Below are 21,353 nucleotides of genomic sequence, written 5' to 3' on the forward strand. Positions count from 1 at the left end.
ACAGCGGGCCGGGCCGCCCCCTGTCATGCCCCGAGTCCCTGAACCGGCGGCCGCGCATATAGCTTGCGTAAGGACAGACACACACAGACACCGGCCGCCTCCTCCTCACGGACGCGGCAGCGCCCCGAACCCAGAAAGGGTGGTCCCACTTTGAGCCGCTCCGTACTCGTCACGGGAGGCAACCGCGGCATCGGCCTCGCCATCGCGCGGGCGTTCGCCGCCGCCGGGGACGCCGTCGCCGTCACTTACCGTACGGGCGAACCTCCCCAGGAGCTCACGGACCTCGGCTGCCTCGCCGTCCGGTGCGACATCACCGATCCCGAACAGGTGGAGAGGGCCTACAAGGAAGTCGAGGAGAAGCAGGGCCCGGTGGAGGTGCTCGTCGCCAACGCCGGTGTCACCCGCGACCAGTTGCTGCTGCGGATGTCCGAGGAGGACTTCGCCGCGGTGCTGGAGACGAACCTCACCGGCACCTTCCGCGTCGTCAAGCGCGCCAGCAAGCGGATGCTGCGCGCGCACAAGGGACGCATCGTGCTGATCTCCTCCGTGGTGGGGCTGATGGGCTCGGCGGGACAGGCCAACTACGCGGCGTCCAAGGCCGGTCTGGTCGGCTTCGCCCGCTCCCTCGCCCGTGAGCTGGGCTCCCGTAACATCACCTGCAACGTGATCGCACCGGGCTTCGTCGACACCGACATGACGCAGGCCCTCAGCGACGAGCAGCGCGCGACCATCGTCGAGCAGGTGCCGCTGGGCCGCTACGCCCAGCCGGAGGAGGTCGCCGCCTCCGTCCGTTTCCTCGCCTCCGACGAGGCGGCGTACATCACCGGAGCCGTCGTTCCCGTCGACGGCGGATTGGGCATGGGGCACTGACAATGAGCGGAATCCTCGCAGGCAAGCGCATCCTCGTCACGGGCGTGCTGACCGAGGGGTCGATCGCCTTCCACGCGGCCAAGGTCGCGCAGGAGGAGGGCGCGCAGGTCGTGCTCACCGGCTTCGGCCGCATGACGCTGGTGCAGCGGATCGCCAAGCGCCTCCCGAAGGAGGCACCGGTGATCGAGCTGGACGTCACGAACCAGGAGCACCTGGACACCCTCGCCGAGCGGATCGGCGAGCACGCCGACGGACTCGACGGCATCGTCCACTCCATCGCCTTCGGCCCGCAGGGCGCGTTCGACTTCCTCGGGGCGAGCTGGGAGGACGTGAGCACGGCCGTGCACGTCTCGGCGTACTCCCTCAAGTCCCTGACGACGGCCTGTCTTCCGCTGATGCCGCGCGGCGGCTCGGTCGTGGGCCTGACCTTCGACGCGCAGATCGCATGGCCGAAGTACGACTGGATGGGCGTGGCCAAGGCCGCCCTGGAGTCGACCAGCCGCTATCTGGCCCGCGACCTGGGCGCGCGGAACGTACGCTGCAACCTCGTCTCGGCCGGTCCCATCAAGTCGATGGCCGCCAAGTCGATTCCGGGCTTCGAGGAGCTGGCGGACGTGTGGAACCACCGGGCACCGATCGGCTGGGACCTGGCCGACCCGGAGCCGGCAGGACGCGGAGTCGTCGGTCTGCTCTCGGACTTCTTCCCGAAGACGACGGGCGAGATCGTCCACGTCGACGGCGGCGTGCACATGATGGGCGCCTGAGCGACGCGAACACCGACGGGCGCCGCCGGTACGTGCACGGGTCCTGAACCCGTACGTACGCGGCGGCGCCCGTCTGCGTGCCGCTTCGCCGACTCCCGTACGCGGGCCCGCACTTGCCCCTTCAGGGCGGACGCTGCGGGAACGGCGGACGTGCCCGCGATGTCCTCATCGGTCGCCCTCAACAGCCCTGGCGCCGGGGGCGGTTCAGGACCGCGCGGCCGAACCCGCCGCGCCCCGGGGGCCCTTGGCTCCTGACGCGCCGCCCGTACGTCCCGGGCGCCCGCGCCCCGTACGCCCCGGCCCGTCCGTACCCGCGTCCTCCGTGCCGCACCGCCACTCCTGCGTATGGGAGGCGGCCTCCCGCGCCGCGGCCTCCTCGTCGCCCGCGTGGATCGCCTCGATCAGCCGCGCATGGTCCATGTGCGCCTCGGCGCGCAGCTCTTCGCCGATGTCGAGCCGCAGGAAGTCGCGCATCACCTCGCCGAGATCGGCGTAGAGCGCCGCCAGTACGTCGTTGTGCGACGCGGCGACGACGCCGAGATGCAGCGAGGCGTCCGCCTCCACGAAGCGCTCCGCGTCGCCCGAGTCCCACGCCGCCTCCCGCCTGGCGAGCAGCGCGTCGAGCTGCGCGAGATCCTGCTTCGTGCGGCGCTGCGCCGCCAGCCGCGCGCCCGAGGTCTCCAACGCGGCCCGCATCTCGGCCACATGAAGCGGATCGGCGTCCGCGAACCGCCGCTGCATGACCCCCGCCAGCTCGCTCGTCGCGGCGACGTACGTCCCTGAGCCCTGCCGGATGTCGAGCAGCCCGTTGTGCGCGAGCGCGCGCACCGCCTCGCGGACGGTGTTCCGCGCCACCCCCAGCTCCTCCACCAGCTCCGGTTCCGTGGGGATGCGGGTGCCCACCGGCCACTCTCCCGAGGCGATCTGTGTGCGCAGCGCCGCGATCACCTGGTCGGCGAGGGCGGAGCGCTGCGGTGAGGACAGGGTCATCTGAAACTCCCAGGGGCGCGGCGGGTCATGGCCGGCCCGTTCGTCACGGCGGGTTCTCCGGTGCGGAGGGACGCGTTAGATTCTATTCATCCCATGATTCTATGATGGGGCACATGGCCATGACGGAAGACCGCCTGAAGCACAACCGCTCACACGCCGACGAGGGCCCCGCCGGGTCCGCCGAGGCCGACCGCTCCGCACACCGGTCGGCGAACGAGACGACGAACGAGTCCGCGTGCGCGGAGTCCGAGGAGTCCGTGAACTCCGCGAAGTCCGGGGCGCCCGGCGCCCGTTCCTCGCGCGATGCCGCCTGCGGCGGTGGGCCCGGGACCGCCGGCGTGTCCGCCGACGCGGACTCCCCGTCCCGCTCGTACGCCCCGGCCGCCTCCCGCTGGGCCGTACGTCTCGTCGCGGTGGGCCTCGTCCTCGCGGCGCTCAACCTCCGTCCCGCCATCTCCGCGCTCGGCCCGCTGCTGAAGGAGGTCCGCGCCGACCTCGGCATGAGCGGCGCCGTCGCGGGACTGCTGACGTCCGTACCGGCCCTGTGCTTCGCCGTGTTCGGCAGTCTCGCGCCCCGCCTCGCACGGCGCCGCGGCCCGGCACCCGTGGTCCTGGCCGGCATGGTGACGATCACCGTCGGCCTGGTGCTGCGTCCGCTGGCCGGCGGTACCGGCGCCTTCCTCGCCGCGAGCGCGCTCGCCCTCGCGGGCATCGCCGTCAGCAACGTGCTCATGCCCGTCGTCGTCAAGCGCTGGTTCCCCTCCCGCGTCGGCACGATGACCGGCCTGTACTCGATGGGCCTGGCGCTGGGCACCGCGGGCGCCGCCGCCGTCACCGTGCCCATGACCGGTGCGCTGGGCGGCAGTTGGCGTGCCGGGCTCGGCGCCTGGGCGCTGCTCGGGGTGCTGGCGATACTGCCGTGGGCGTTCGTGCTCAAGGACCCGGGCAGCCGCCGTGCGGAGACCCCGCCGCCCGTCCGCGGCGGCAGCGGTACGGCCTCGTCCGCGCCCGCGGCACCGGGCGAGGACGGCCGCATCCGGATCGGCGCCTCGCCCACCGCCTGGGCGCTCGGCGTCTTCTTCGGACTCCAGGCCTCCGCCGCGTACATCATCATGGGCTGGCTGCCGCAGATCTTCCGGGACGCCGGCGTCTCCGCCTCGTCCGCCGGGCTGATGCTCGCCGTGACGATGGGCATGGGCGTACCGCTGGCGTTCGTCGTCCCGCGCCTCGCGACGCGCATGCGTCATCAGGGTCCGCTCGTCGCGGCCCTCGGAGTGTGCGGCATCACCGGTTACGCGGGGCTCTGGCTGGCTCCCGCCGAGGGCGCGTGGCTGTGGGCGCTGCTGCTCGGGGTCGCCAACTGCGCGTTCCCCGTTGCCCTGACGATGATCAGCCTCCGCTCCCGCTCCAGCGCCGGCGTGGTCAAGCTTTCCGCCTTCGCGCAGAGCACGGGCTATCTGCTCTCCATCCCCGGCCCCCTCCTCGTCGGCGCCCTGCGCGACGCCACCGGCGGCTGGCACGCACCGCTGCTGCTGATGGCGGCGCTGCTGCTCGCGCAGACGTTCACGGGCGTACTGGCCGGACGGGACCGCGTGATCGAGGACGGGCGGTAGGTGCGAGACTGACGGACATGCCACTGCTTGAACCCGATCCGCAGAACGGGCAGAAGAAGCTGCTGATGATCGTCGCCCTGATCTTCGGCATCATGATCCTCATCGGGATCATCGCCACCGTCGCGGCACCCTGAACCCCCGGCCCGAGGCGCGCTTATCTCTCCGCCAAAGGCGCGCTGACCTCGCTCGTTCACGACGGGGGTGGTGCCTGCCCCACCACCCCTAGGGGGGCTGAGTCAGGGGGAAGTGGGTGGGTCACCGGATGGGCCGCGGACGTGCGCCTCCGTAGCGTCGGATCAGACGCCGACGACGTACGGAACAGGGAGGCGAGTCCATGACCAGGGCCCGATTCCGCAGCCGCCGCCAGGGATCTCCGGGGCCGGCCGCACGACAGCACGCCCCGCCCCCGGCCGCGTACGGTACGCGGCTGCCGTGGTGGGCCGCGGCACTTCCCGTACTGGCCTTCGCGCTGCTGCTGACCCTGCTGCTCGGCGGCACCGAGGCGAGCGCCGCACAGCAGCGCGCGGAGGGCGCCGGGGGAGAGGTCGTCGCCGTCGTACTGGAACGAGTGGCACAGGCACTGCTGGGCTGACGAACGGGAGACGTCAGCCCCGCACCGGTCCGTACACCGTCAACACCCTCCGCCCCGCACCGCGTTTCGTGCGAAGCTGGAGAACATGAGCGTCGATGTGCCCCGCAGTATCGTCCTTGTCCGGCACGCCAAGGCCGACTGGCCCGATGTGGCAGACCACGAACGCCCTCTCGCGGACCGCGGCCGCAAGGACGCCCCGGCGATCGGTGAGTGGCTCGCCGCCCACGGCATCGCCCCCGGACTGACCCTCTGCTCGACCGCCGTCCGCACCCGTGAGACGTGGAGACTGGCCGCTCACCACCTGCCGCAGCGCCCCAAGACCGTGTACGAGGAGCGGCTGTACGAGGCCTCTCCGGGCGAGATCATCGCCGTACTCAACGACGTCTCGGAGGACGTCACGGATCTGCTCGTCATCGGCCACAACCCCGGTATCCAGGGGGTCGCGGAGGTGCTGACCGCCGACTCCGACGGTGACGCCCTGGAGCGCATGACGCGCAACGGCTTCCCCACCTCCACCGTCGCCGTGCTGCGCTTCGACGGTTCGTGGAAGTCCGTCGAGCCCGGCGTCGCGACGCTCACCGACTACTGGGAGCCGCACGAGCCGCCGGAGTGACCGCACGTCGGGGCGCGGTACGCCGCGTGCGCCCGACGGCCTCTGCTACGTGGTGACCCCTGGCCGTACGGGCCGGGGGTCACCGGCGTCTCCGGTACGTACGTGACACGGCGAATCCTCGTCTGCGGCAGGGCAGTTGACCGGACCGGGCCCGTGCGGCGATCGGCCAGGGCCGTCCGTCCCCGCCGTCAGTCCTCGTCGTCCTCGCCGTCGCAGTCGGCGGCCTCGACCTCTTCGCGCGTCACCCCGAGCAGATACAGGACGGTGTCCAGGAAGGGCACGTTGACGGCGGTGTGCGCGGCCTCCCGTACCACCGGCTTGGCGTTGAACGCGACGCCGAGACCTGCTGCGTTGAGCATCCCGAGGTCGTTGGCGCCGTCGCCGATCGCGACGGTCTGCGCCAGCGGTACGCCCGCCTCCGAGGCGAAGCGGCGCAGCAGCCGCGCCTTGCCCTCGCGGTCCACGATGTCGCCGGTGACGCGGCCGGTGAGCTTGCCGTCCACGACCTCCAGGGTGTTGGCGGCGGCGAAGTCGAGGCCCAGCTCGTCCCGGAGCGCGTCGGTGATCTGTGTGAACCCGCCCGAGACGACGCCCACTTGGTACCCGAGGCGCTTCAGCGTCCGTACGAGGGTGCGCGCGCCGGGCGTGAGCCGTACGTCCTTGCGCACCTTGTCCACGACCGAGACGTCCAGGCCCTTCAGCAGCGCGACCCGCGCGTGCAGGGACTGCGCGAAGTCCAGCTCGCCGCTCATCGCGCGGGCGGTGACCTCGGCGACCTCGTCCTCGCACTGTGCGTGCGCCGCGAAGAGTTCGATCACCTCGTCCTGGATGAGCGTCGAGTCGACGTCCATCACGACCAGCCGCTGCGCGCGGCGCTGGAGCCCGGAGGCGACGACCGCGATGTCGACGCCGTGCTTGGCGGCCTCCAGCGCAAGAGCCGTGCGCAGCATGGGCGTCTCCGCGCCGGAGACGTCGAACTCCACTGCCGTGACGGGGTACTTGGCGAGCCGGAAGATGCGGTCGATGTTGCCGCCGGTGGCTGTGATGCTCGCGGCGATCGTGGCCGTCGAACCGGCGGTGAGCGGCTGCCCGAGCACCGTGACGTGCGAACGCCCGGTGCCACGCGGCTGGTTGTCGCCCGTACCCGAGATGATCTCGGCCTGGAGTCCCATCGACTCGGCCCAGCCGTGCACGGTGGCCCGCAGTTCGCCCTCGCTCGCGGTGGTGTGCGCGGCGGCGGCTCCGGGGCCCGCGCCCGGGGCGGTGACCAGGGCGCACAGCGTGATGCGGCCACGGGTCACGAGCTGTTCGATGTCGACGACTTCGACGGCGAACGCGGCGAGGGTCTCGAACAGTCCGGCCGTGATGCCGGGCCGGTCCCTTCCGAAGATCTTCACCAGGACGGTGGGGGTGTCGGCGTACGAAGGCGGGGTGGCCGGCGATGAGGTCATGGTGCTGTCAACGGTATCGCTGCGGGGCGCGGTACACCCCCCGGGGGCTCCCGGTTCCCGGCAAGCTCTCCGCCGAACTGCCGGACGGGACGGGCCGGGCGTGAGGGGTCCGCCGACCGCGCCGAGCGGGGCGTTCCCCCGTACCGCGAGCGGCTGTCTCGGACCTGTCACGGCTGACGTGGGGTTGTGACATGGGGCGACTTCCTGTCCGGGCCCCGGGCCTGAAATAGTTCCTCACGATGTTCGCCATCCCTAGGCTCCCCGCGCAGGGAGTCACTCGGGGGACAACTTTGTGGGGCATGGAGTGCCGGAACTCGTACTGGAATTGAACGGACAAACCTGGTCTCTCGACCCGTCGAGACCGTATCGCGTGGGGCGCGATCCGCAGGGGGACGTGGTCATCGACGACGCCAGGGTCTCCTGGCGGCACGCCGTCGTGCGATGGGGCGGTCACACCTGGGTCATCGAGGACCAGGGCAGCACCAACGGCACGTACGTGAAAGGGCAGCGCATCCAGCAGGTTGAGCTACGCCCGGGCATGAGCGTGCACTTGGGGAACGCCACCGACGGCCCGCGGCTCGACCTCTCGGGCGGCGGCGCGGCACAGGCGCCCGTCGCCGGGGTGACCGGCGGGCAGCAGGCCGCCGTACCCGGGGCGCAGCAGGCCGGGGGAGCGCAGCCACAGCCGGCGCAGGCCGCGGCGGGCCCGGCACAGGCCCAGGGCTGGCAGCAGCAGCCGCAGCCTCAACAACAGCCGCAGCCGCAACAACAGCCACAGCACCCCGGCTGGCAGCAGCCTCAACAGCAGCCGCACCAGCCGCAGCAGCAACCTCAGCAACAGCCGCAGCCGCAGCAGCACACGGGCGTCCCGTCGCAGCAGCAGGGCTACGGCTACCCGCAGCAGAGCGGCCAGGCGGCCCTCCAGTCCATGGGCCCCGGCCCGCAGCGGGGCGGCGGAATACCGGCGCAGGGAGCACAGGGCGGCGGTGCACCGGGCAGTGCGCCGGCCGGAACTCCCGGCGGTTCACCGGGCGGCGACCGCAGCCCGACCACCTTCCACCAGCTCGCCGTGGGCCGCGTCATGCGTATCGGCCGTGCCCTGGAGAACGAACTGGTCGTCTCGGACCTCCAGGTCTCCCGCCACCACGCGGAGTTCCACGCCTCGCCCGACGGGCGCTACGAGATCCACGACCTCGGCTCGCACAACGGCACGTACGTCAACGGCCAGCCGCTGCCCAAGTCCGGCTCCGCGGTGATCACTCCGCAGGACACCGTGGGCGTCGGCCACTCCGCCTTCCGCCTCGTCGGCGACCGGCTGGAGGAGTTCGTCGACACCGGCGAGGTCTCCTTCTCGGCACGCCACCTCACGGTGAAGGTCGACGGCGGGAAGGTCATCCTCAACAACGTCACCTTCGGCGTCCCGGAGAAGTCGCTCATCGGCGTCATCGGCCCGTCCGGCTCGGGCAAGTCGACGCTGCTGCGCGCGCTCACCGGCTACCGCCCGGCCGACGTCGGCGAGGTCCTCTACGACAACCGGAACCTCTACCAGCACTTCGCCGAACTGCGGCAGCGCATCGGCCTCGTCCCGCAGGACGACATCCTCCACAAGGAGCTGCGGGTCCGCACCGCCCTGCGCTACGCGGCCCGGCTGCGCTTCCCCGGCGACGTCGCCGAGGCCGAGCGCAACGCCCGCGTGGAGGAGGTGCTCGCCGAACTCAAGCTGGACATCCACGCCGACAAGAAGGTCACCTCCCTCTCCGGTGGCCAGCGCAAGCGCGTCTCCGTCGCCCTGGAGCTGCTGACGAAGCCGTCGCTGATCTTCCTGGACGAGCCGACCTCCGGCCTCGACCCGGGCATGGACCGCGACGTCATGCAGCTCCTGCGCGGCCTCGCCGACGACGGCCGCACGGTCCTCGTCGTCACCCACTCCGTGGCCGAACTCGGCCTGTGCGACAAGCTGTTGGTGATGGCGCCCGGCGGCGGCGTCGCCTACTTCGGCCCGCCCGCGGAGGCGCTGAACTTCTTCGGCTACGGCACCTGGGCCGACGTCTTCTCGGCCTTCGAGAACTACCGCGACTACGACTGGATGGGCCGCTGGCACGGCTCGCAGCACTACCAGATGTACGCGGCCGACCTCGACTCCGTCGGCCCGCAGCAGGCTCAGCAGGTCCAGGCGCCGCCCGCCCGTACGCAGAAGCCGCAGAGCTGGGGCTCGCAGTTCTGGACGCTGGTACGCCGCTACACCTCCGTCATCGCCTCCGACAAGGGCTTCCTCGCGCTGACGGTGATCCTGCCCCTCGTCCTCGGCGGGGTGAGCACCCTGATCCCGAGCGACTACGGCCTGGGCTACGGGCCGTTGAAGAACGGCAGAACGAACCGCGACGCCAGCACGATCATGCTCATCCTCGCCGTCGGCATGTGCTTCTCGGGCGCGGCCAACTCCGTACGGGAGCTGATCAAGGAGCGGGTCATCTACGAGCGCGAACGGGCCACCGGCCTCTCGCGGTCGGCGTATCTGATGTCCAAGGTGCTCGTGCTCGGCCTCGTCACCGCCCTCCAGGGCGTGATCATCTCCGCCATCGGCTTCGTACCGCGCGAACTGCCGGCGGAGGGCGTCATCGCCGAGAACCAGCCGGCGGTGGAGATGGCGGCCGCCGTGATCGTCCTCGGCTTCACGTCGATGATGTTCGGCCTGATCATCTCCTCGCTGGTCAAGACGGCGGAGAAGACGATGCCGCTGCTGGTGATGTTCGCCATCGTCCAAGTCGTCTTCACCGGCGTGCTGTTCCAGCTCTTCGACACCCTCGGCGTGGGCCAGCTCTCGTGGCTGATGCCCTCGCGCTGGGCCGTGGCCGCGATGGGCGCGACCGCCGACATGAACACGCTGCTGCCGTGGGAGAAGGGCAACCCGGACCCGCTGTGGGAGCACACCGCGGGCACGTACGTCCTGGACATGACGGTGCTGCTCGGCCTCGGCGTGGCCCTGGTCTTCGTCGTGGCCCGGCTGCTGCGCCGCCACGAGCCGGAGGTCATGCGCAAGTAGCCGCCGGGCGGCGAGGACCGCCCCGGCGCCCGCACGACGGCGGCGGCACCCGCGAGGGATGCCGCCGCCTCGTGCTGTCTTACGCGGGCTGTGACGCCCGGTCCAACTCCCGCCGGATCAGTACCAGTTGTTGGACTGCCAGAAGGACCACGCGCCGCACGGGCTGCCGTACCGGTCCTTCATGTAGTTCAGCCCCCACTTGACCTGCGTGGCCGCGCTGTTGCGCCAGTCCGGCCCGGCCGAGGACATCTTGGACCCGGGCAGCGCCTGCACCAGTCCGTACGCTCCGCTGGGGTTCTGCGCGTGCACGTCCCAGCCGCTCTCCCGCTCGACGATCTGCGAGAAGCACTGGAACTGGGACTCGTCCCCGATGATCTGGCGCGCGATCTGCTGCGGCGACCCCGACGGCGCCGACGTGGCGGCCTTGCTGCGCTCCGTCGAGCGGCTCGCCGCCTGCTTGCGCTCCCGCTCCCGCTCCGCTTGCTTCACGGCCTCCTCGTGCCGCGCCTTCGCCCGCGCCTCGGCCTTCTTGCGCGCCTCCGCCTTGGCGTCGGCACGCGCGCGGCCGTCGGCCGCGGAGGTCTGGGCGTCGATGCCCGCCTTCTGCTCGGCCGGGCCGTCCGCGGCGGTCTGCAGTGCGACGGGCTTGGCAGCCATCTCCGATCCGGCAGTCACGCTCCCGCTGCTCTTCTGACCTGGTACGACGGTGAACGCGAAAGCGGTGACACCGACGGCTGCGACACCGGTGGCCGCAGAGATCTTGTGCAGACGGGACAGCCTGCCGTGGCGTTCGGGATTGGGAACGCTCATGGGAGGAAACCTCTTCCAGTTCGCGGACCGCAGCGGCGGTGGCCGCTACGGCGGCAGACATTCTCGGCTGCCGTCAGTCACCGGGCAAAAATCACCATTACTAACTTTGATAGTGGATTCGGAGCAGAGCGGATGTCTTGACGTGCCAGCGCTGCACGTCCGGTCAGTGGGCCACGTCTACTAAGCAGCTTCGTAAGTGATCTGGGTCCTATGCGGCGACTCACACCGCACACCGGATACACTTACGCAGTGTGTAGAAGGGATAAACGCAGGGTCACACCGCTGGTCCCTGGTCCTAGGTCCTGAGACCCCCGCAACCACCCCGCCCCGGGCCCGATCCACGGGGCCTCTCCCGCGAGTACGTTTGACGCATGCTCCGCAGCTCAGGGCTCGGCGCCGTCAGCGCCGCGATCCTCTCGATGAACCGTCAGCTCGAAGTGCGCGACGTCCTGCAGACGATCGTCGCCTCGGCCCGCGAGCTGCTGGACGCGGAGTACGCCGCCCTGGGCGTCCCCGACGACCACGGCGGCTTCGCCCAGTTCGTGGTGGACGGCGTCTCCGACCAGCAGTGGAAGGCCATCGGCCCGCTGCCCCGGCAGCACGGCGTCCTCGCCGCGATGCTCCACGAGGCCAAACCGCAGCGGCTCGCGGACGTACGGAAGGACCCGCGGTTCGAGGGCTGGCCGCGCGCCCATCCGGAGCTCGCGGACTTCCTCGGGATGCCCATCGCGGACGGCGAGGAGGTGCTGGGCGCGCTCTTCCTCGCCAACAAGAAGTGCGGCCCGCCGACCGAGCGGAGCGCGCAGGGGGAGCGGCCCGTACGGCCGCCGGAGGAAGTCCCCGTACGCGGCTGCGCGTTCACCGAGGAGGACGAGCGGCTGCTGCGCCTTCTGGCCCAGCACGCGGCCATCGCCCTCACCAACGCCCGCCTCTACGAGCGCAGCCGCGAGCTGACGATCGCCGGCGAGCGCGCCCGTATCGGCCACGAGCTGCACGACGCCGTCGCACAGAAGCTCTTCTCGCTCCGCCTCACCGCCCAGGCCGCCACCGCGTTGATCGACCGCGACCCCGAGCGCGCCAAGGACGAGCTGCACGAGATCGGCCGGCTCGCCGCCGAGGCGTCGGAGGAGCTGCGCGCCGCCGTCGTCGAGCTGCGTCCGGCGGCGCTCGACGAGGACGGCCTCGTCGCCACGCTGCGCACCCAGACCCAGGTGCTCGACCGCGCGCACTCCGCGAAGGTCACCTTCGCCGGCGAGGGAGCGCCGCGCGCGCTGCCCGCCGCGCAGGAGGAGGCGCTGCTGCGCGTCGCACAGGAGGCCCTGCACAACGCTCTGCGGCACGCCGGTGCTTCACGGGTCGCCGTCACCCTCGTCCACGGCGGCGCGGGCGGAGGCGGCACGCTGCTGCGCGTCAGCGACGACGGCCGCGGCTTCGATCCGCGCGCCGTACGCAAGGCCGGACGCCATCTGGGCCTGGTCTCGATGCGGGACAGGGCGAGCGGCGTCGGCGGCACCCTGACCGTCGAGTCCGAGCCGGGCAAGGGAGCCGTGATCGAGCTGGAGGTGCCCGGTGGCTGACCCGATCCGTGTGCTGATCGTCGACGACCACCAGGTCGTACGGCGCGGACTGCGCACGTTCCTGGAGGTCCAGGACGACATCGAGGTCGTCGGCGAGGCCGCGGACGGTGCCGAAGGAGTCGCCCGCGCCGAGGAGTTGCGGCCCGACATCGTCCTCATGGACGTCAAGATGCCCGGCACGGACGGCATCGAGGCGCTGCGGGAGCTGCGGCGGCTGGAGAACGCGGCACGGGTCCTCGTCGTCACCAGCTTCACGGAGCAGCGCACGGTCGTGCCCGCCCTGCGCGCCGGTGCCGCCGGCTACGTCTACAAGGACGTCGACCCCGACGCCCTCGCCGGAGCCATCCGTTCCATACACGCGGGCCACGTCCTTCTCCAGCCGGAGGTCGCCGGGGCGCTGCTCTCGGACGAGGCGGGCGGAGGCGCCGGCTCCGGACGCGGGTCCGTCCTCACCGAACGCGAGGGCGAGGTGCTGGAGTTGATCGCCGACGGACGCTCCAACCGGGAGATCGCCAGGACCCTGGTGCTCTCCGAGAAGACGGTGAAGACCCATGTGTCGAACATCCTGATGAAGCTCGACCTCGCCGACCGTACGCAAGCGGCCCTGTGGGCCGTACGGCACGGAATGACCAACTGACGCGGCTACGGGTCCGGTTGGCGGCCCGTTCGGCGGCCGGGCCGCCTCACAGCCCCCTGCGCTCCAGCTCCTCCGCATAGGCGTTGTACGCCGCGACCTGCGCCCGCCTCGCCGTACGCTCCACCGGCCGCAGCGCCTCCGCACGCGCCGCGATCTGCGAGGCGCTCACCGCACCGCCGTGCTCCCGGCCGTCGCCCCAGCCGCCGCCGTCCTCGCCGCTCTCGTCCCCGTACGCGATCGCGACGAGCGCCCGCACCCGCTGCGCCAGCTCCAGCACCCGCACCGCACGCGGCGGATAGCCCGGCGCCAGCAGCCGCCGTCCCGCCTCCATGCGCGCCCGGTACGCCTCCAGCGCCGCGTCCGCCACCGGTCCCGAACCGGCCACGTCCAGCTTCGTGAGGACATCGGTGGCCTCCCGCATCGCCTCGGCCAGTTCGCGTTCCGCCTCGCCCAGCGACGGCACGTCCGCCGGCGGTCCCTCCCGTACGGGCAGGCAGTGCCACAGGACCTCCGCGTGCACGTCGCCCGCCGGGCCCACCTCGTACACCTCGGGCACCAGACCCGTGCCCGTGCCCGTCGCGATCACGGCCTCACCGGCCTCCAGGGCACGGGAGTTGAACTCCGGCGGCCCGCTCAGCCCCAGCGGATGCCCCGGTACGGGCAGTGCGACCCGCAGCCCCTGCGCACCCAGCGACCGCAGCCGCCCCAGCGCCAGTGTCAGACCGACGGGTTCCGCTTCCTCTCCGGCGTACGGACCGGACGATGTGGGAAGCCCCACCACGCGGTGCGAGGCGTCCTCCCCGACGATGTGCTGTGCGGCGTCGTCGGGCGGCGCCAGCGCGGCGAGCAGAGCGTTTCCCCAGGCGGCCAGGCGTCCCGAACGCGGTTCATCGAGCATGTGCCCAGCCTAGGGAACGCACCCTCGAACGCGTGGCGTAGGTTTGGCCGGGGACTCTGCTCACAAGGCACGGGTAACGGCGACTGCATTGGGAGACAACGCGCTCATGAGCGAAGTACTGGAGCTGGTGGACGTATCAGTGGTCCGCGATGGCCACGCTCTGCTGGACGATGTCTCCTGGTCGGTCAAAGAGGGCGAACGGTGGGTCATTCTCGGTCCCAACGGCGCCGGCAAGACCACGTTGCTCAACCTCGCCTCCAGCTACCTCTTCCCCAGCACGGGCCAGGCCACCGTCCTCGGCGACAGACTCGGCGCCGTCGACGTCTTCGAACTCCGCCCCCGCATCGGCATCGCCGGCATCGCCATGGCGGACAAGCTGCCCCGCTCCCAGACCGTGCTGCGCACGGTGCTCACCGCCGCGTACGGCATGACGGCGCACTGGCAGGAGGAGTACGAGGAGATGGACGAGGAGCGCGCACGCGCCTTCCTCGACCGGCTCGGCATGACCGACTACCTGGACCGCACGTTCGGCACCCTCTCCGAGGGCGAACGCAAGCGCACCCTCATCGCCCGCGCCATGATGACCGACCCCGAACTGCTGCTGCTGGACGAGCCGGCGGCCGGTCTGGACCTCGGCGGCCGCGAGGACCTGGTGCGCCGGCTGGGCCGCCTCGCGCGCGACCCGTACGCACCGTCCATGATCATGGTCACGCACCATGTCGAGGAGATCGCCCCGGGGTTCACACATGTGCTGATGATCCGTCAGGGGCAGGTGCTCGCTGCCGGACCGCTGGAGACGGAGCTGACCTCGCGCAACCTCTCGCGCTGCTTCGGGCTGCCGCTCGTGGTGGAGAAGCGGGGCGATCGCTGGACGGCTCAGGGTCTGCCCCTCGGCTGATCGCGCGCCTACCATGGACGCGTGGATGCATGGATCTGGTGGCTGATCGCCGCCGTGGGGCTGGGAATTCCGCTCGTCCTCACCGCGATGCCCGAGTTCGGGATGCTCGCCGTGGGCGGTGTCGCCGGTGCCGTGACGGCCGCGCTCGGCGGCGGCATGGTGGCCCAGGTCATCGTCTTCGCCGTCGTCTCTTCGGCGCTCATCGCCGTCGTACAGCCGATCGCCCGGCGCTCCCGGCAGCAGCACCCGAAGCTCAGCAGCGGCGTCGACGCACTGACGGGCCGCCAGGCCATGGTGCTGGAGCGGGTGGACGGGCAGGGCGGCCGGATAAAGCTCGCGGGCGAGGTCTGGTCGGCACGGGCGCTGGACTCGCAGGCGGCGTACGAGCCGGGCTCCCAGGTGGATGTGGTGGAGATCGACGGCGCGACCGCGGTCGTGATGGGATGATCAGGCAGCGGCCGGGCCTAACAACCGCGAGTACACGGCGACTTGCGGTGGGACGATTGTCATCGGCCGACGACGTCATAGCAGTGACACACAGGCAGGGGGGCGGATGGACGCCATCATCATTGTCCTGATCATCCTGGTGGTGCTGGTCTTCATCGCACTCATCAAGACGATCCAGGTCATTCCGCAGGCGAGCGCCGCCATCGTCGAGCGCTTCGGCCGCTACACCCGCACCCTCAACGCGGGTCTGAACATCGTGGTGCCGTTCATCGACACCGTCCGCAACCGGGTCGACCTCCGCGAACAGGTCGTCCCGTTCCCCCCGCAGCCCGTGATCACCCAGGACAACCTGGTGGTCAACATCGACACCGTCATCTATTACCAGGTGACGGACGCCCGCGCCGCCACGTACGAAGTCGCCAGCTACATCCAGGCGATCGAGCAGCTCACCGTGACCACGCTGCGGAACATCATCGGCGGCATGGACCTGGAGCGGACCCTCACCTCCCGCGAGGAGATCAACGCGGCGCTGCGCGGCGTGCTCGACGAGGCCACCGGAAAGTGGGGCATCCGCGTCAACCGCGTGGAGCTGAAGGCCATCGAGCCGCCGACGTCCATCCAGGACTCGATGGAGAAGCAGATGCGCGCCGACCGCGACAAGCGCGCGGCGATCCTCCAGGCGGAAGGTGTACGGCAGTCGCAGATCCTCACCGCGGAGGGCGAGAAGCAGTCCTCGATCCTCCGGGCGGAAGGTGAGGCACGCTCCGCCGCCCTCCGCGCCGAAGGTGAGGCGCAGGCCATCCGTACGGTCTTCGAGTCCATCCACGCCGGCGACCCGGACCAGAAGCTGCTCTCGTACCAGTACCTCCAGATGCTGCCGAAGATCGCCGAGGGCGATGCCAACAAGCTCTGGATCGTGCCCAGCGAGATCGGCGACGCGCTCAAGGGTCTGGGCGGTGCCCTGGACGGCTTCAAGCCGGGCGGCGGCAACGGCGGTTCCGGCGGCGGGGGCGGAGGCGCGGCGGCCGGCATGGTCAAGCCCCCGCGCGAGAGCCCGAAGCTCGACTGACCCGACGACCCGACGACCCGTCGACCGGGCCCCGGACCCGAACCGGGACCCCGGATGACCACGTCATCAGCCCCTCCGGCATGATCGGTGCGTACGGCACTGATCTCGGAGGGGCTTCGCGTGACGATCTGGGAGGCGATCGCGGTCTGCGCCGCGGGCCTCGGTGCGGGCGCCATCAACACCGTCGTCGGCTCGGGCACGCTGCTGACGTTCCCGGTGCTGCTCGCGGTCGGCCTGCCGCCCGTCACGGCGAACGTCTCCAACGCGCTCGGACTCGTCCCCGGATCGGTCAGCGGCGCCATCGGCTACCGGCGCGAACTGCGCGGCCAGCGGCGGCGGGTGCTGCTGCTGAGCGGCGTGGCCCTCGTCGGCGGACTGGCCGGAGCGGTGCTGCTGGTGGCCCTGCCCAGCAGCGCCTTCGACATGATCGTCCCGGTGCTCATCGGCATCGCGCTGGTCCTGGTGATCGTGCAGCCGTGGCTGGCCCGCGTCGCCGGGCGCCGCCGCGAGAAGCACGGCCGTGCGGCACGTCCCGACGGCGGCGTACCGCTCTCGGCCGGGCTGCTCGCCGCCAGCGCCTACGGGGGCTACTTCGGCGCCGCCCAGGGCATCATCTACCTCGCCCTCATGGGGCTGTTCCTCGACGAGACGCTGCAACGCATCAACGCGGTGAAGAACGTCCTCGGCGCCCTCGTCAACGCGACCGCCGCCGTCTTCTTCCTCTTCGTCGCCGACTTCGACTGGCTCGCGGTCGTACTCATCGCGGCCGGCAGCGCGGTCGGCGGCCAGTTCGGCGCCTTCGTGGGACGCAGACTGTCGCCCACCGCGCTGCGGGCCATCGTCGTCGCCGTCGGAGCGGCGGCGATCGTTCACCAACTGCTGCACTGAGCACGCCTGTCGGCGTTCTCCCGCGCTGCCGGGTGCTCCCGTACGAGCCGGGGTGCGACACCCGCGGTCAGGCGCTCGCGGGCAGCGCGGGCGCGGAGACGGGGACGGGCCCGCCGGGCACCGCGAGCCACTCCGGCAGCCCCTCACCGTTCCGGAACCCCAGGGCGAGCAGCAGCGCGTCGGCCGGAGTCGGCGCGAACGGCTTGACCGACAGCGCCATTCCGGCCTGCGCGGGCGTCCGGTCCGCCTTGCGGTGGTTGTCCGCGGCACACGCCGCGACGGTGTTGAGCCAGGTGTCGCCGCCGCCCTGCGACCGCGGCACGATGTGGTCCACCGTGGTCGCCCGGCGCCCGCAGTACGCGCACCGGTGCCGGTCCCGTACGAGGACTCCGCGCCGCGACCACGGCGCCCGTTGTCGGAACGGCACGCGGACGTATCTGCGGAGCCTGATCACCTGCGGTACGGGGAGATCGACGTCGGCGGCCCGTACGCGGAGCCCCGGATGAGCGTGCTCGACGACGGCCTTGTCCTGCATGACCAGCACCACGGCCCGGCGGAGCGAGACAGTCGACAGCGGTTCGAACCCGGCATTCAGGATCAGCGTCTCGCGCATCCCCACCACCTCCCGTTTCGCTCCCGCCCCTGCGGCGGTGCGGTGGCTCCACTCTGCCGCCGTGGAAATCACCGGACAACGCAATTTCCGCCCGCCGCAAGGAGGTCGGCGACGGACGGAGAAACAGAAGAGCAAGAGGAAGAAGAGGAAGAGGAGAAACGGCAGGGTAAGAAGGGGAAACGGACCGCGACGGAAGGCCGCTACGGACGAGAGCCCCGCAATTCAGCGGTGGCGCCGGCTGTCACCCGGGAAAGAGACGCGAGCCACGACCCTGTACACGCACACCACCCGTACGTGTCCAACTGCCCGCGTCCAAAGGGCAGTCGGCGCGGTCGCCGGCCCCCGGCCAGGCTCCGGCGGATGGCAGACGCAGACACAGGCGCCCCGCCGCCCCCGCAGTGCGGTGCCGACTGCCCGGCACCACTGTGCGAGCGGGGAACGACGGGGCGCAAAGGAATTTCAGGCGGTCTCCTCGTGCAGCCCGATGAGCTGGGCCCGCCCGATCGTCTTGAAGCGCAGATTGAACCCGACGAAGGCCGGCGACCCGTCGGCGTCCGGCCCGAGCTTCTCGTCCTGTACGGCGTACACCGTGAAGACGTAGCGGTGCGGCCCGTCGCCGGGCGGCGGAGCGGCCCCGCCGAAGTCCCGCGTACCGAAGTCGTTCCGTACATGTACGGCGCCCTCCGGCAGCCCCTCCATCGACCCGGTCCCGGCTCCGGCCGGCAGCTCCGTGACGGAGACGGGGATGTCGAAGACGGACCAGTGCCAGAAGCCGCTGCCCGTCGGGGCGTCGGGGTCGAAGCACGTCACGGCGAAGCTCCGCGTCTCCGCGGGGAAGCCCTCCCAGCGCAGATGAGGGGAGATGTTCCCCTCCGCGTAGAGCTGCTCCGGACGCAGCCGTCCGCCCTCCGACACATCGTCGCTCACCACCTGGAACGAGGCGACGGGCGGATGGAAGTCGTGCGGGAGCGGCGGTCGCTTCTGGTCGGTCACGTCGATACCTCCTGATGGCGCGAATCGCTGCACCGGCCAGCCTAACGAGCCCTTCACGTGCTCTTTGCCACCATGGGACGGACGACGAGATCTCGAAGCGGTGGTGCGACGATGACCAGTCCCGTGGACCTCCCCGAACTGCCCGAACTGCCCGACGGCGGTCTACCGGGCCTCTTCGAAGGCACGGTGCCTCCCGGTGTCTACCGCTGTGAGTCCGTCGGCCCCGACGTCCTGATGCAGGCGGACGCCGCGAACTGGACCGGCGCCGTCATCGACCTCAGCGATGTCACCGACAAGGCCGAGTTCATGAACCGCTGCGCCACCGGCCTCGAACTCCCCGGCTGGTTCGGCCACAACTGGGACGCCCTCGCCGACTCCCTCACCGACCTCTCCTGGTGGGGGGAGACCGACGGTTATCTGCTGATGACGGCCGGCTGGCCCGCCTTCGAACTGGCGGACCCGACCTCCGCCGCCACCGCCGTGAACGTCTTCACGGCAGCGGTCGGCTACTGGGCCGTACGGGATGCCCCGCTCTCCGTCCTCCTCGGCTGACTTCCCCAGGACCGGTTCCATCTCGGCGGCCCCGCCCCTCGGACGGGGCCGCCGACGAACGGACGGCGCGGAACACCCCCGGCCTCACAGCCAGTTGCGGCGTCCCCCGACCTCCGTGAGCCACTGGTTGATGAAGGCCGTCCAGTCGGTCCGGTGGAAGTCGTTCAGATCCACCTGGAACGCCCGGTACGAGTCACTGCCCCCGGTGAACAGCCCCGGCGTCTTGTCCATCTCCATCACGACGTCCATCTGATGCCCGTCGGCGATGAACGACAGCTCGACCTGCGAGAGCCCCCGGTACTGCGCCGGCGCGATGAACTCGATCTCCTGGTAGAAGGGAAGCTGCTGCCGCGTCCCCCGGATCCGCCCCTTCTCCATGTCGGCCGACTTGAAGCGGAAGCCGAGCGTCCCGAACGAGTCGAGGATCGCCTGCTGGGCGGGGAGCGCATGGACGTTGACGGGGTCGATGTCCGTGGAGTCGATGGCCTGGGCGATGGCGAGCTCCGTCGAGACCCCGATGCTCATGCCCGTGAGCTGCTGCCCCATGAACATCGTGATCGGCGTCTCCCACGGCACCTCCAGCCGGAACGGCACCGTGTGCCGCGCACCCTCCTTCAGCGCCAGCTCACCGCCGAGCTTCTGCCGTCCGAACTCGATGTTCTGCTTCAGCTCGCCGTCGTTCGTCTCGACCTCGACCCTCGCCATGAGCCCGACGGACAGCCCCTGGATCTGCTGGTCCACGGCCCCGGCCTCGATGTGCACCTCTCCCTGTACGACACCGCCGGGCACCACGTTCGGCTCGTGAAGCACCGTGTCCACGGACGCACTCCCGACCCCCAAGCTCGCGAACAGCTTCTTGAAACCCATCTCTCCAGTCCCTCCCAGGCACTTGCTGTGCGTCTCTTCCGCTACAGGTACGCCCCGCGGCGCCCCACGGTTCCGGCCCACCGCCCGGAAGCCGGTCCGGCCTCCATTACCCTCGGTCGGCATGATCACCGGCGGAGACCGTACGCGATGGGACGACGACGGCCACACACCTCTGCACCGGTCCTTCTTCGACCGCCCCGTCCTCGAGGTCGCCCCGGAGCTGCTGGGTCGGTATCTGGTCCGCACGGCGCCCGACGGCCGGATCGTCCTGCGCATCACGGAGGTCGAGGCGTACGCGGGAGAGGCCGACCCCGGCTCCCACGCCTACCGGGGACGTACGCAGCGCAACGCCTCGATGTTCGGCCCACCCGGGCACGCGTACGTCTACTTCATCTACGGCATGTGGTTCAGCCTCAACCTGGTCTGCGGCCCCGAGGGCCACGCGAGCGGTGTGCTGCTGCGGGCAGGCGAGGTCCTCACGGGCCACGACACCGCACGGAAGCGACGCCCGAAGGCCCGCAAGGACACGGAACTGGCCAAGGGCCCGGCCCGCCTCGCGACCGCCCTCGACGTCGACCGCACCTTGAACGGCACCGACGTCTGCTCCACCGACGATCACGCCCCGCTGAGCATCCTCGCTGGTGAGGCCCACGACACCGAGCAGATCCGGAGCGGCCCGCGCACGGGCGTCGGGGGAGCGGGAGCGGTCCACCCCTGGCGCTACTGGATCGACGGCGACCCCACGGTGAGACCTTACCGGCCACACCAGCCACGGCGCCGTAGGGGGTCGCTTGACTCTGATGGACGGACGACCTAACGTTGACCGAGTCGCTGAAACGGAGAGGCGGTAGCCACGGCCTTCGGGCCGAGGAGACGCAGCCCCGGAAGTGACCAAACACTACTCTACGATTTCCCTGACGGGGTCACCTTTTGGTGCGCCCGAAAATCAGGCCCGAGACTCCGATTAGGAGCCTCCAAGGAAATCGGCTAAAGTAGTGGACACCGAGAGGGAAGCGCCCGGAGCGGCCTGTAGTGGGTTGTGATGGAAGCGTCCGTTCTTTGAGAACTCAACAGCGTGCCAAAAGTCAACGCCAGATATGTTGATGCCCCGTGGCCCTTTACCAGCTTTTGTTGGTGGGGGTGGGGTTTATTTCTTTGATTCACAGCG

The 21,353-nt window shown here is 70.8% G+C and carries 22 protein-coding genes; 15 read left to right on the top strand and 7 right to left on the bottom strand.

The features are described from left to right. Window positions 1–150 precede the first annotated feature (150 nt). Window positions 151–870: a 3-oxoacyl-[acyl-carrier-protein] reductase gene (fabG, locus tag AN218_RS10145; RefSeq protein ID WP_070016455.1), complete on the top strand. Its 720-nt coding sequence runs from the start codon at window positions 151–153 to the stop codon at window positions 868–870. 2 nt (window positions 871–872) lie between these two features. Further along, window positions 873–1,634: an enoyl-ACP reductase FabI gene (gene fabI / locus AN218_RS10150; protein ID WP_070016456.1), complete on the top strand. Its 762-nt coding sequence runs from the start codon at window positions 873–875 to the stop codon at window positions 1,632–1,634. 204 nt (window positions 1,635–1,838) lie between these two features. On the opposite strand, the gene AN218_RS10155 is transcribed toward fabI, so the two are convergent. Then, window positions 1,839–2,624, bottom strand: a complete 786-nt coding sequence (locus AN218_RS10155) for a FadR/GntR family transcriptional regulator (RefSeq protein ID WP_079132007.1) — start codon at window positions 2,622–2,624, stop codon at window positions 1,839–1,841. 113 nt (window positions 2,625–2,737) lie between these two features. On the opposite strand from AN218_RS10155, the gene AN218_RS10160 reads away from it, so the two are divergent. The 4 genes from AN218_RS10160 to AN218_RS10170 all read left to right on the top strand — a co-directional run bounded on the left by AN218_RS10160 (window position 2,738) and on the right by AN218_RS10170 (window position 5,442). Beyond that, window positions 2,738–4,237, top strand: coding sequence for a CynX/NimT family MFS transporter (locus AN218_RS10160; protein ID WP_244900388.1), 1,500 nt, complete (start codon window positions 2,738–2,740; stop codon window positions 4,235–4,237). Between the two features lie 17 nt (window positions 4,238–4,254). Next, window positions 4,255–4,371 carry an SGM_5486 family transporter-associated protein gene (locus AN218_RS38720; RefSeq protein ID WP_258396408.1) on the top strand — a complete coding sequence of 39 codons (117 nt, stop codon included), beginning with the start codon at window positions 4,255–4,257 and terminating at the stop codon, window positions 4,369–4,371. A gap of 200 nt (window positions 4,372–4,571) precedes the next feature. Further along, on the top strand, window positions 4,572–4,829 hold the full coding sequence (locus AN218_RS10165) for a hypothetical protein (RefSeq protein WP_070016457.1): 258 nt from the start codon (window positions 4,572–4,574) through the stop codon (window positions 4,827–4,829). Window positions 4,830–4,914: 85 nt separating this feature from the next. Then, entirely contained in the window at window positions 4,915–5,442 is a 528-nt protein-coding gene (locus AN218_RS10170; protein WP_070016458.1) for a SixA phosphatase family protein, read from the top strand. Between the two features lie 188 nt (window positions 5,443–5,630). Here AN218_RS10170 and serB read toward each other — a convergent pair whose 3' ends face one another. Continuing rightward, on the bottom strand, window positions 5,631–6,893 hold the full coding sequence (gene serB / locus AN218_RS10175) for a phosphoserine phosphatase SerB (protein WP_070016459.1): 1,263 nt from the start codon (window positions 6,891–6,893) through the stop codon (window positions 5,631–5,633). A 304-nt stretch (window positions 6,894–7,197) separates the two neighbouring features. Between serB and AN218_RS10180 the strand changes: the two genes are divergently transcribed. Next, window positions 7,198–9,936, top strand: a complete 2,739-nt coding sequence (locus tag AN218_RS10180; RefSeq protein ID WP_070016460.1) for an FHA domain-containing protein — start codon at window positions 7,198–7,200, stop codon at window positions 9,934–9,936. A gap of 117 nt (window positions 9,937–10,053) precedes the next feature. Here the strand turns inward: AN218_RS10180 and AN218_RS10185 are convergent, their stop codons facing one another. After that, window positions 10,054–10,746: an aggregation-promoting factor C-terminal-like domain-containing protein gene (locus AN218_RS10185; protein ID WP_070016461.1), complete on the bottom strand. Its 693-nt coding sequence runs from the start codon at window positions 10,744–10,746 to the stop codon at window positions 10,054–10,056. Window positions 10,747–11,117: 371 nt separating this feature from the next. Between AN218_RS10185 and AN218_RS10190 the strand changes: the two genes are divergently transcribed. Next, window positions 11,118–12,323 carry a GAF domain-containing sensor histidine kinase gene (locus AN218_RS10190; protein ID WP_070016462.1) on the top strand — a complete coding sequence of 402 codons (1,206 nt, stop codon included), beginning with the start codon at window positions 11,118–11,120 and terminating at the stop codon, window positions 12,321–12,323. After that, a complete protein-coding gene (locus tag AN218_RS10195) occupies window positions 12,316–12,960 on the top strand; it encodes a response regulator (protein WP_070016463.1) in 645 nt (214 codons plus the stop codon). Before AN218_RS10190 ends, AN218_RS10195 begins: the two co-directional genes overlap by 8 nt. Before the next feature lie 46 nt (window positions 12,961–13,006). Here AN218_RS10195 and AN218_RS10200 read toward each other — a convergent pair whose 3' ends face one another. After that, the gene (locus tag AN218_RS10200; RefSeq protein ID WP_070016464.1) at window positions 13,007–13,858 is read right to left on the bottom strand and encodes a hypothetical protein; all 852 of its coding nucleotides are present in this window, start codon (window positions 13,856–13,858) and stop codon (window positions 13,007–13,009) included. A 106-nt stretch (window positions 13,859–13,964) separates the two neighbouring features. On the opposite strand from AN218_RS10200, the gene AN218_RS10205 reads away from it, so the two are divergent. From AN218_RS10205 to AN218_RS10220, 4 genes are all read left to right on the top strand, one after another. Next, window positions 13,965–14,756, top strand: a complete 792-nt coding sequence (locus AN218_RS10205; RefSeq protein WP_070016465.1) for an ABC transporter ATP-binding protein — start codon at window positions 13,965–13,967, stop codon at window positions 14,754–14,756. Between the two features lie 21 nt (window positions 14,757–14,777). Then, on the top strand, window positions 14,778–15,203 hold the full coding sequence (locus AN218_RS10210) for an NfeD family protein (protein ID WP_070016466.1): 426 nt from the start codon (window positions 14,778–14,780) through the stop codon (window positions 15,201–15,203). Between the two features lie 106 nt (window positions 15,204–15,309). Further along, a complete protein-coding gene (locus AN218_RS10215) occupies window positions 15,310–16,272 on the top strand; it encodes an SPFH domain-containing protein (protein ID WP_070016467.1) in 963 nt (320 codons plus the stop codon). A gap of 120 nt (window positions 16,273–16,392) precedes the next feature. Then, window positions 16,393–17,160 carry a sulfite exporter TauE/SafE family protein gene (locus AN218_RS10220; RefSeq protein WP_070016478.1) on the top strand — a complete coding sequence of 256 codons (768 nt, stop codon included), beginning with the start codon at window positions 16,393–16,395 and terminating at the stop codon, window positions 17,158–17,160. Window positions 17,161–17,227: 67 nt separating this feature from the next. Here AN218_RS10220 and AN218_RS10225 read toward each other — a convergent pair whose 3' ends face one another. Beyond that, window positions 17,228–17,773: an HNH endonuclease gene (locus tag AN218_RS10225; RefSeq protein ID WP_070016468.1), complete on the bottom strand. Its 546-nt coding sequence runs from the start codon at window positions 17,771–17,773 to the stop codon at window positions 17,228–17,230. A gap of 459 nt (window positions 17,774–18,232) precedes the next feature. Continuing rightward, on the bottom strand, window positions 18,233–18,766 hold the full coding sequence (locus tag AN218_RS10230; RefSeq protein WP_070016469.1) for a YbhB/YbcL family Raf kinase inhibitor-like protein: 534 nt from the start codon (window positions 18,764–18,766) through the stop codon (window positions 18,233–18,235). 111 nt (window positions 18,767–18,877) lie between these two features. Between AN218_RS10230 and AN218_RS10235 the strand changes: the two genes are divergently transcribed. Next, on the top strand, window positions 18,878–19,318 hold the full coding sequence (locus tag AN218_RS10235) for a barstar family protein (RefSeq protein WP_070016470.1): 441 nt from the start codon (window positions 18,878–18,880) through the stop codon (window positions 19,316–19,318). Between the two features lie 84 nt (window positions 19,319–19,402). On the opposite strand, the gene AN218_RS10240 is transcribed toward AN218_RS10235, so the two are convergent. Next, window positions 19,403–20,185, bottom strand: coding sequence for a sporulation protein (locus AN218_RS10240; RefSeq protein ID WP_070016471.1), 783 nt, complete (start codon window positions 20,183–20,185; stop codon window positions 19,403–19,405). A 121-nt stretch (window positions 20,186–20,306) separates the two neighbouring features. On the opposite strand from AN218_RS10240, the gene AN218_RS10245 reads away from it, so the two are divergent. Then, window positions 20,307–21,002, top strand: a complete 696-nt coding sequence (locus tag AN218_RS10245; protein ID WP_070016472.1) for a DNA-3-methyladenine glycosylase — start codon at window positions 20,307–20,309, stop codon at window positions 21,000–21,002. Window positions 21,003–21,353 lie beyond the last annotated feature (351 nt).

It is taken from the genome of Streptomyces nanshensis, assembly GCF_001751255.1.
Taxonomy (GTDB): domain Bacteria; phylum Actinomycetota; class Actinomycetes; order Streptomycetales; family Streptomycetaceae; genus Streptomyces; species Streptomyces nanshensis_A.

Coding starts and splice junctions, on each gene's coding strand:
- fabI (WP_070016456.1), top strand. CDS start 873: ATGAGCGGAATCCTCGCAGGCAAGCGCATCCTCGTCACGGGCGTGCTG.
- AN218_RS10155 (WP_079132007.1), bottom strand. CDS start 2,624: ATGACCCTGTCCTCACCGCAGCGCTCCGCCCTCGCCGACCAGGTGATC.
- AN218_RS10160 (WP_244900388.1), top strand. CDS start 2,738: ATGGCCATGACGGAAGACCGCCTGAAGCACAACCGCTCACACGCCGAC.
- AN218_RS38720 (WP_258396408.1), top strand. CDS start 4,255: ATGCCACTGCTTGAACCCGATCCGCAGAACGGGCAGAAGAAGCTGCTG.
- AN218_RS10165 (WP_070016457.1), top strand. CDS start 4,572: ATGACCAGGGCCCGATTCCGCAGCCGCCGCCAGGGATCTCCGGGGCCG.
- AN218_RS10170 (WP_070016458.1), top strand. CDS start 4,915: ATGAGCGTCGATGTGCCCCGCAGTATCGTCCTTGTCCGGCACGCCAAG.
- serB (WP_070016459.1), bottom strand. CDS start 6,893: ATGACCTCATCGCCGGCCACCCCGCCTTCGTACGCCGACACCCCCACC.
- AN218_RS10185 (WP_070016461.1), bottom strand. CDS start 10,746: ATGAGCGTTCCCAATCCCGAACGCCACGGCAGGCTGTCCCGTCTGCAC.
- AN218_RS10190 (WP_070016462.1), top strand. CDS start 11,118: ATGCTCCGCAGCTCAGGGCTCGGCGCCGTCAGCGCCGCGATCCTCTCG.
- AN218_RS10200 (WP_070016464.1), bottom strand. CDS start 13,858: ATGCTCGATGAACCGCGTTCGGGACGCCTGGCCGCCTGGGGAAACGCT.
- AN218_RS10205 (WP_070016465.1), top strand. CDS start 13,965: ATGAGCGAAGTACTGGAGCTGGTGGACGTATCAGTGGTCCGCGATGGC.
- AN218_RS10215 (WP_070016467.1), top strand. CDS start 15,310: ATGGACGCCATCATCATTGTCCTGATCATCCTGGTGGTGCTGGTCTTC.
- AN218_RS10225 (WP_070016468.1), bottom strand. CDS start 17,773: ATGCGCGAGACGCTGATCCTGAATGCCGGGTTCGAACCGCTGTCGACT.
- AN218_RS10235 (WP_070016470.1), top strand. CDS start 18,878: ATGACCAGTCCCGTGGACCTCCCCGAACTGCCCGAACTGCCCGACGGC.
- AN218_RS10240 (WP_070016471.1), bottom strand. CDS start 20,185: ATGGGTTTCAAGAAGCTGTTCGCGAGCTTGGGGGTCGGGAGTGCGTCC.
- AN218_RS10245 (WP_070016472.1), top strand. CDS start 20,307: ATGATCACCGGCGGAGACCGTACGCGATGGGACGACGACGGCCACACA.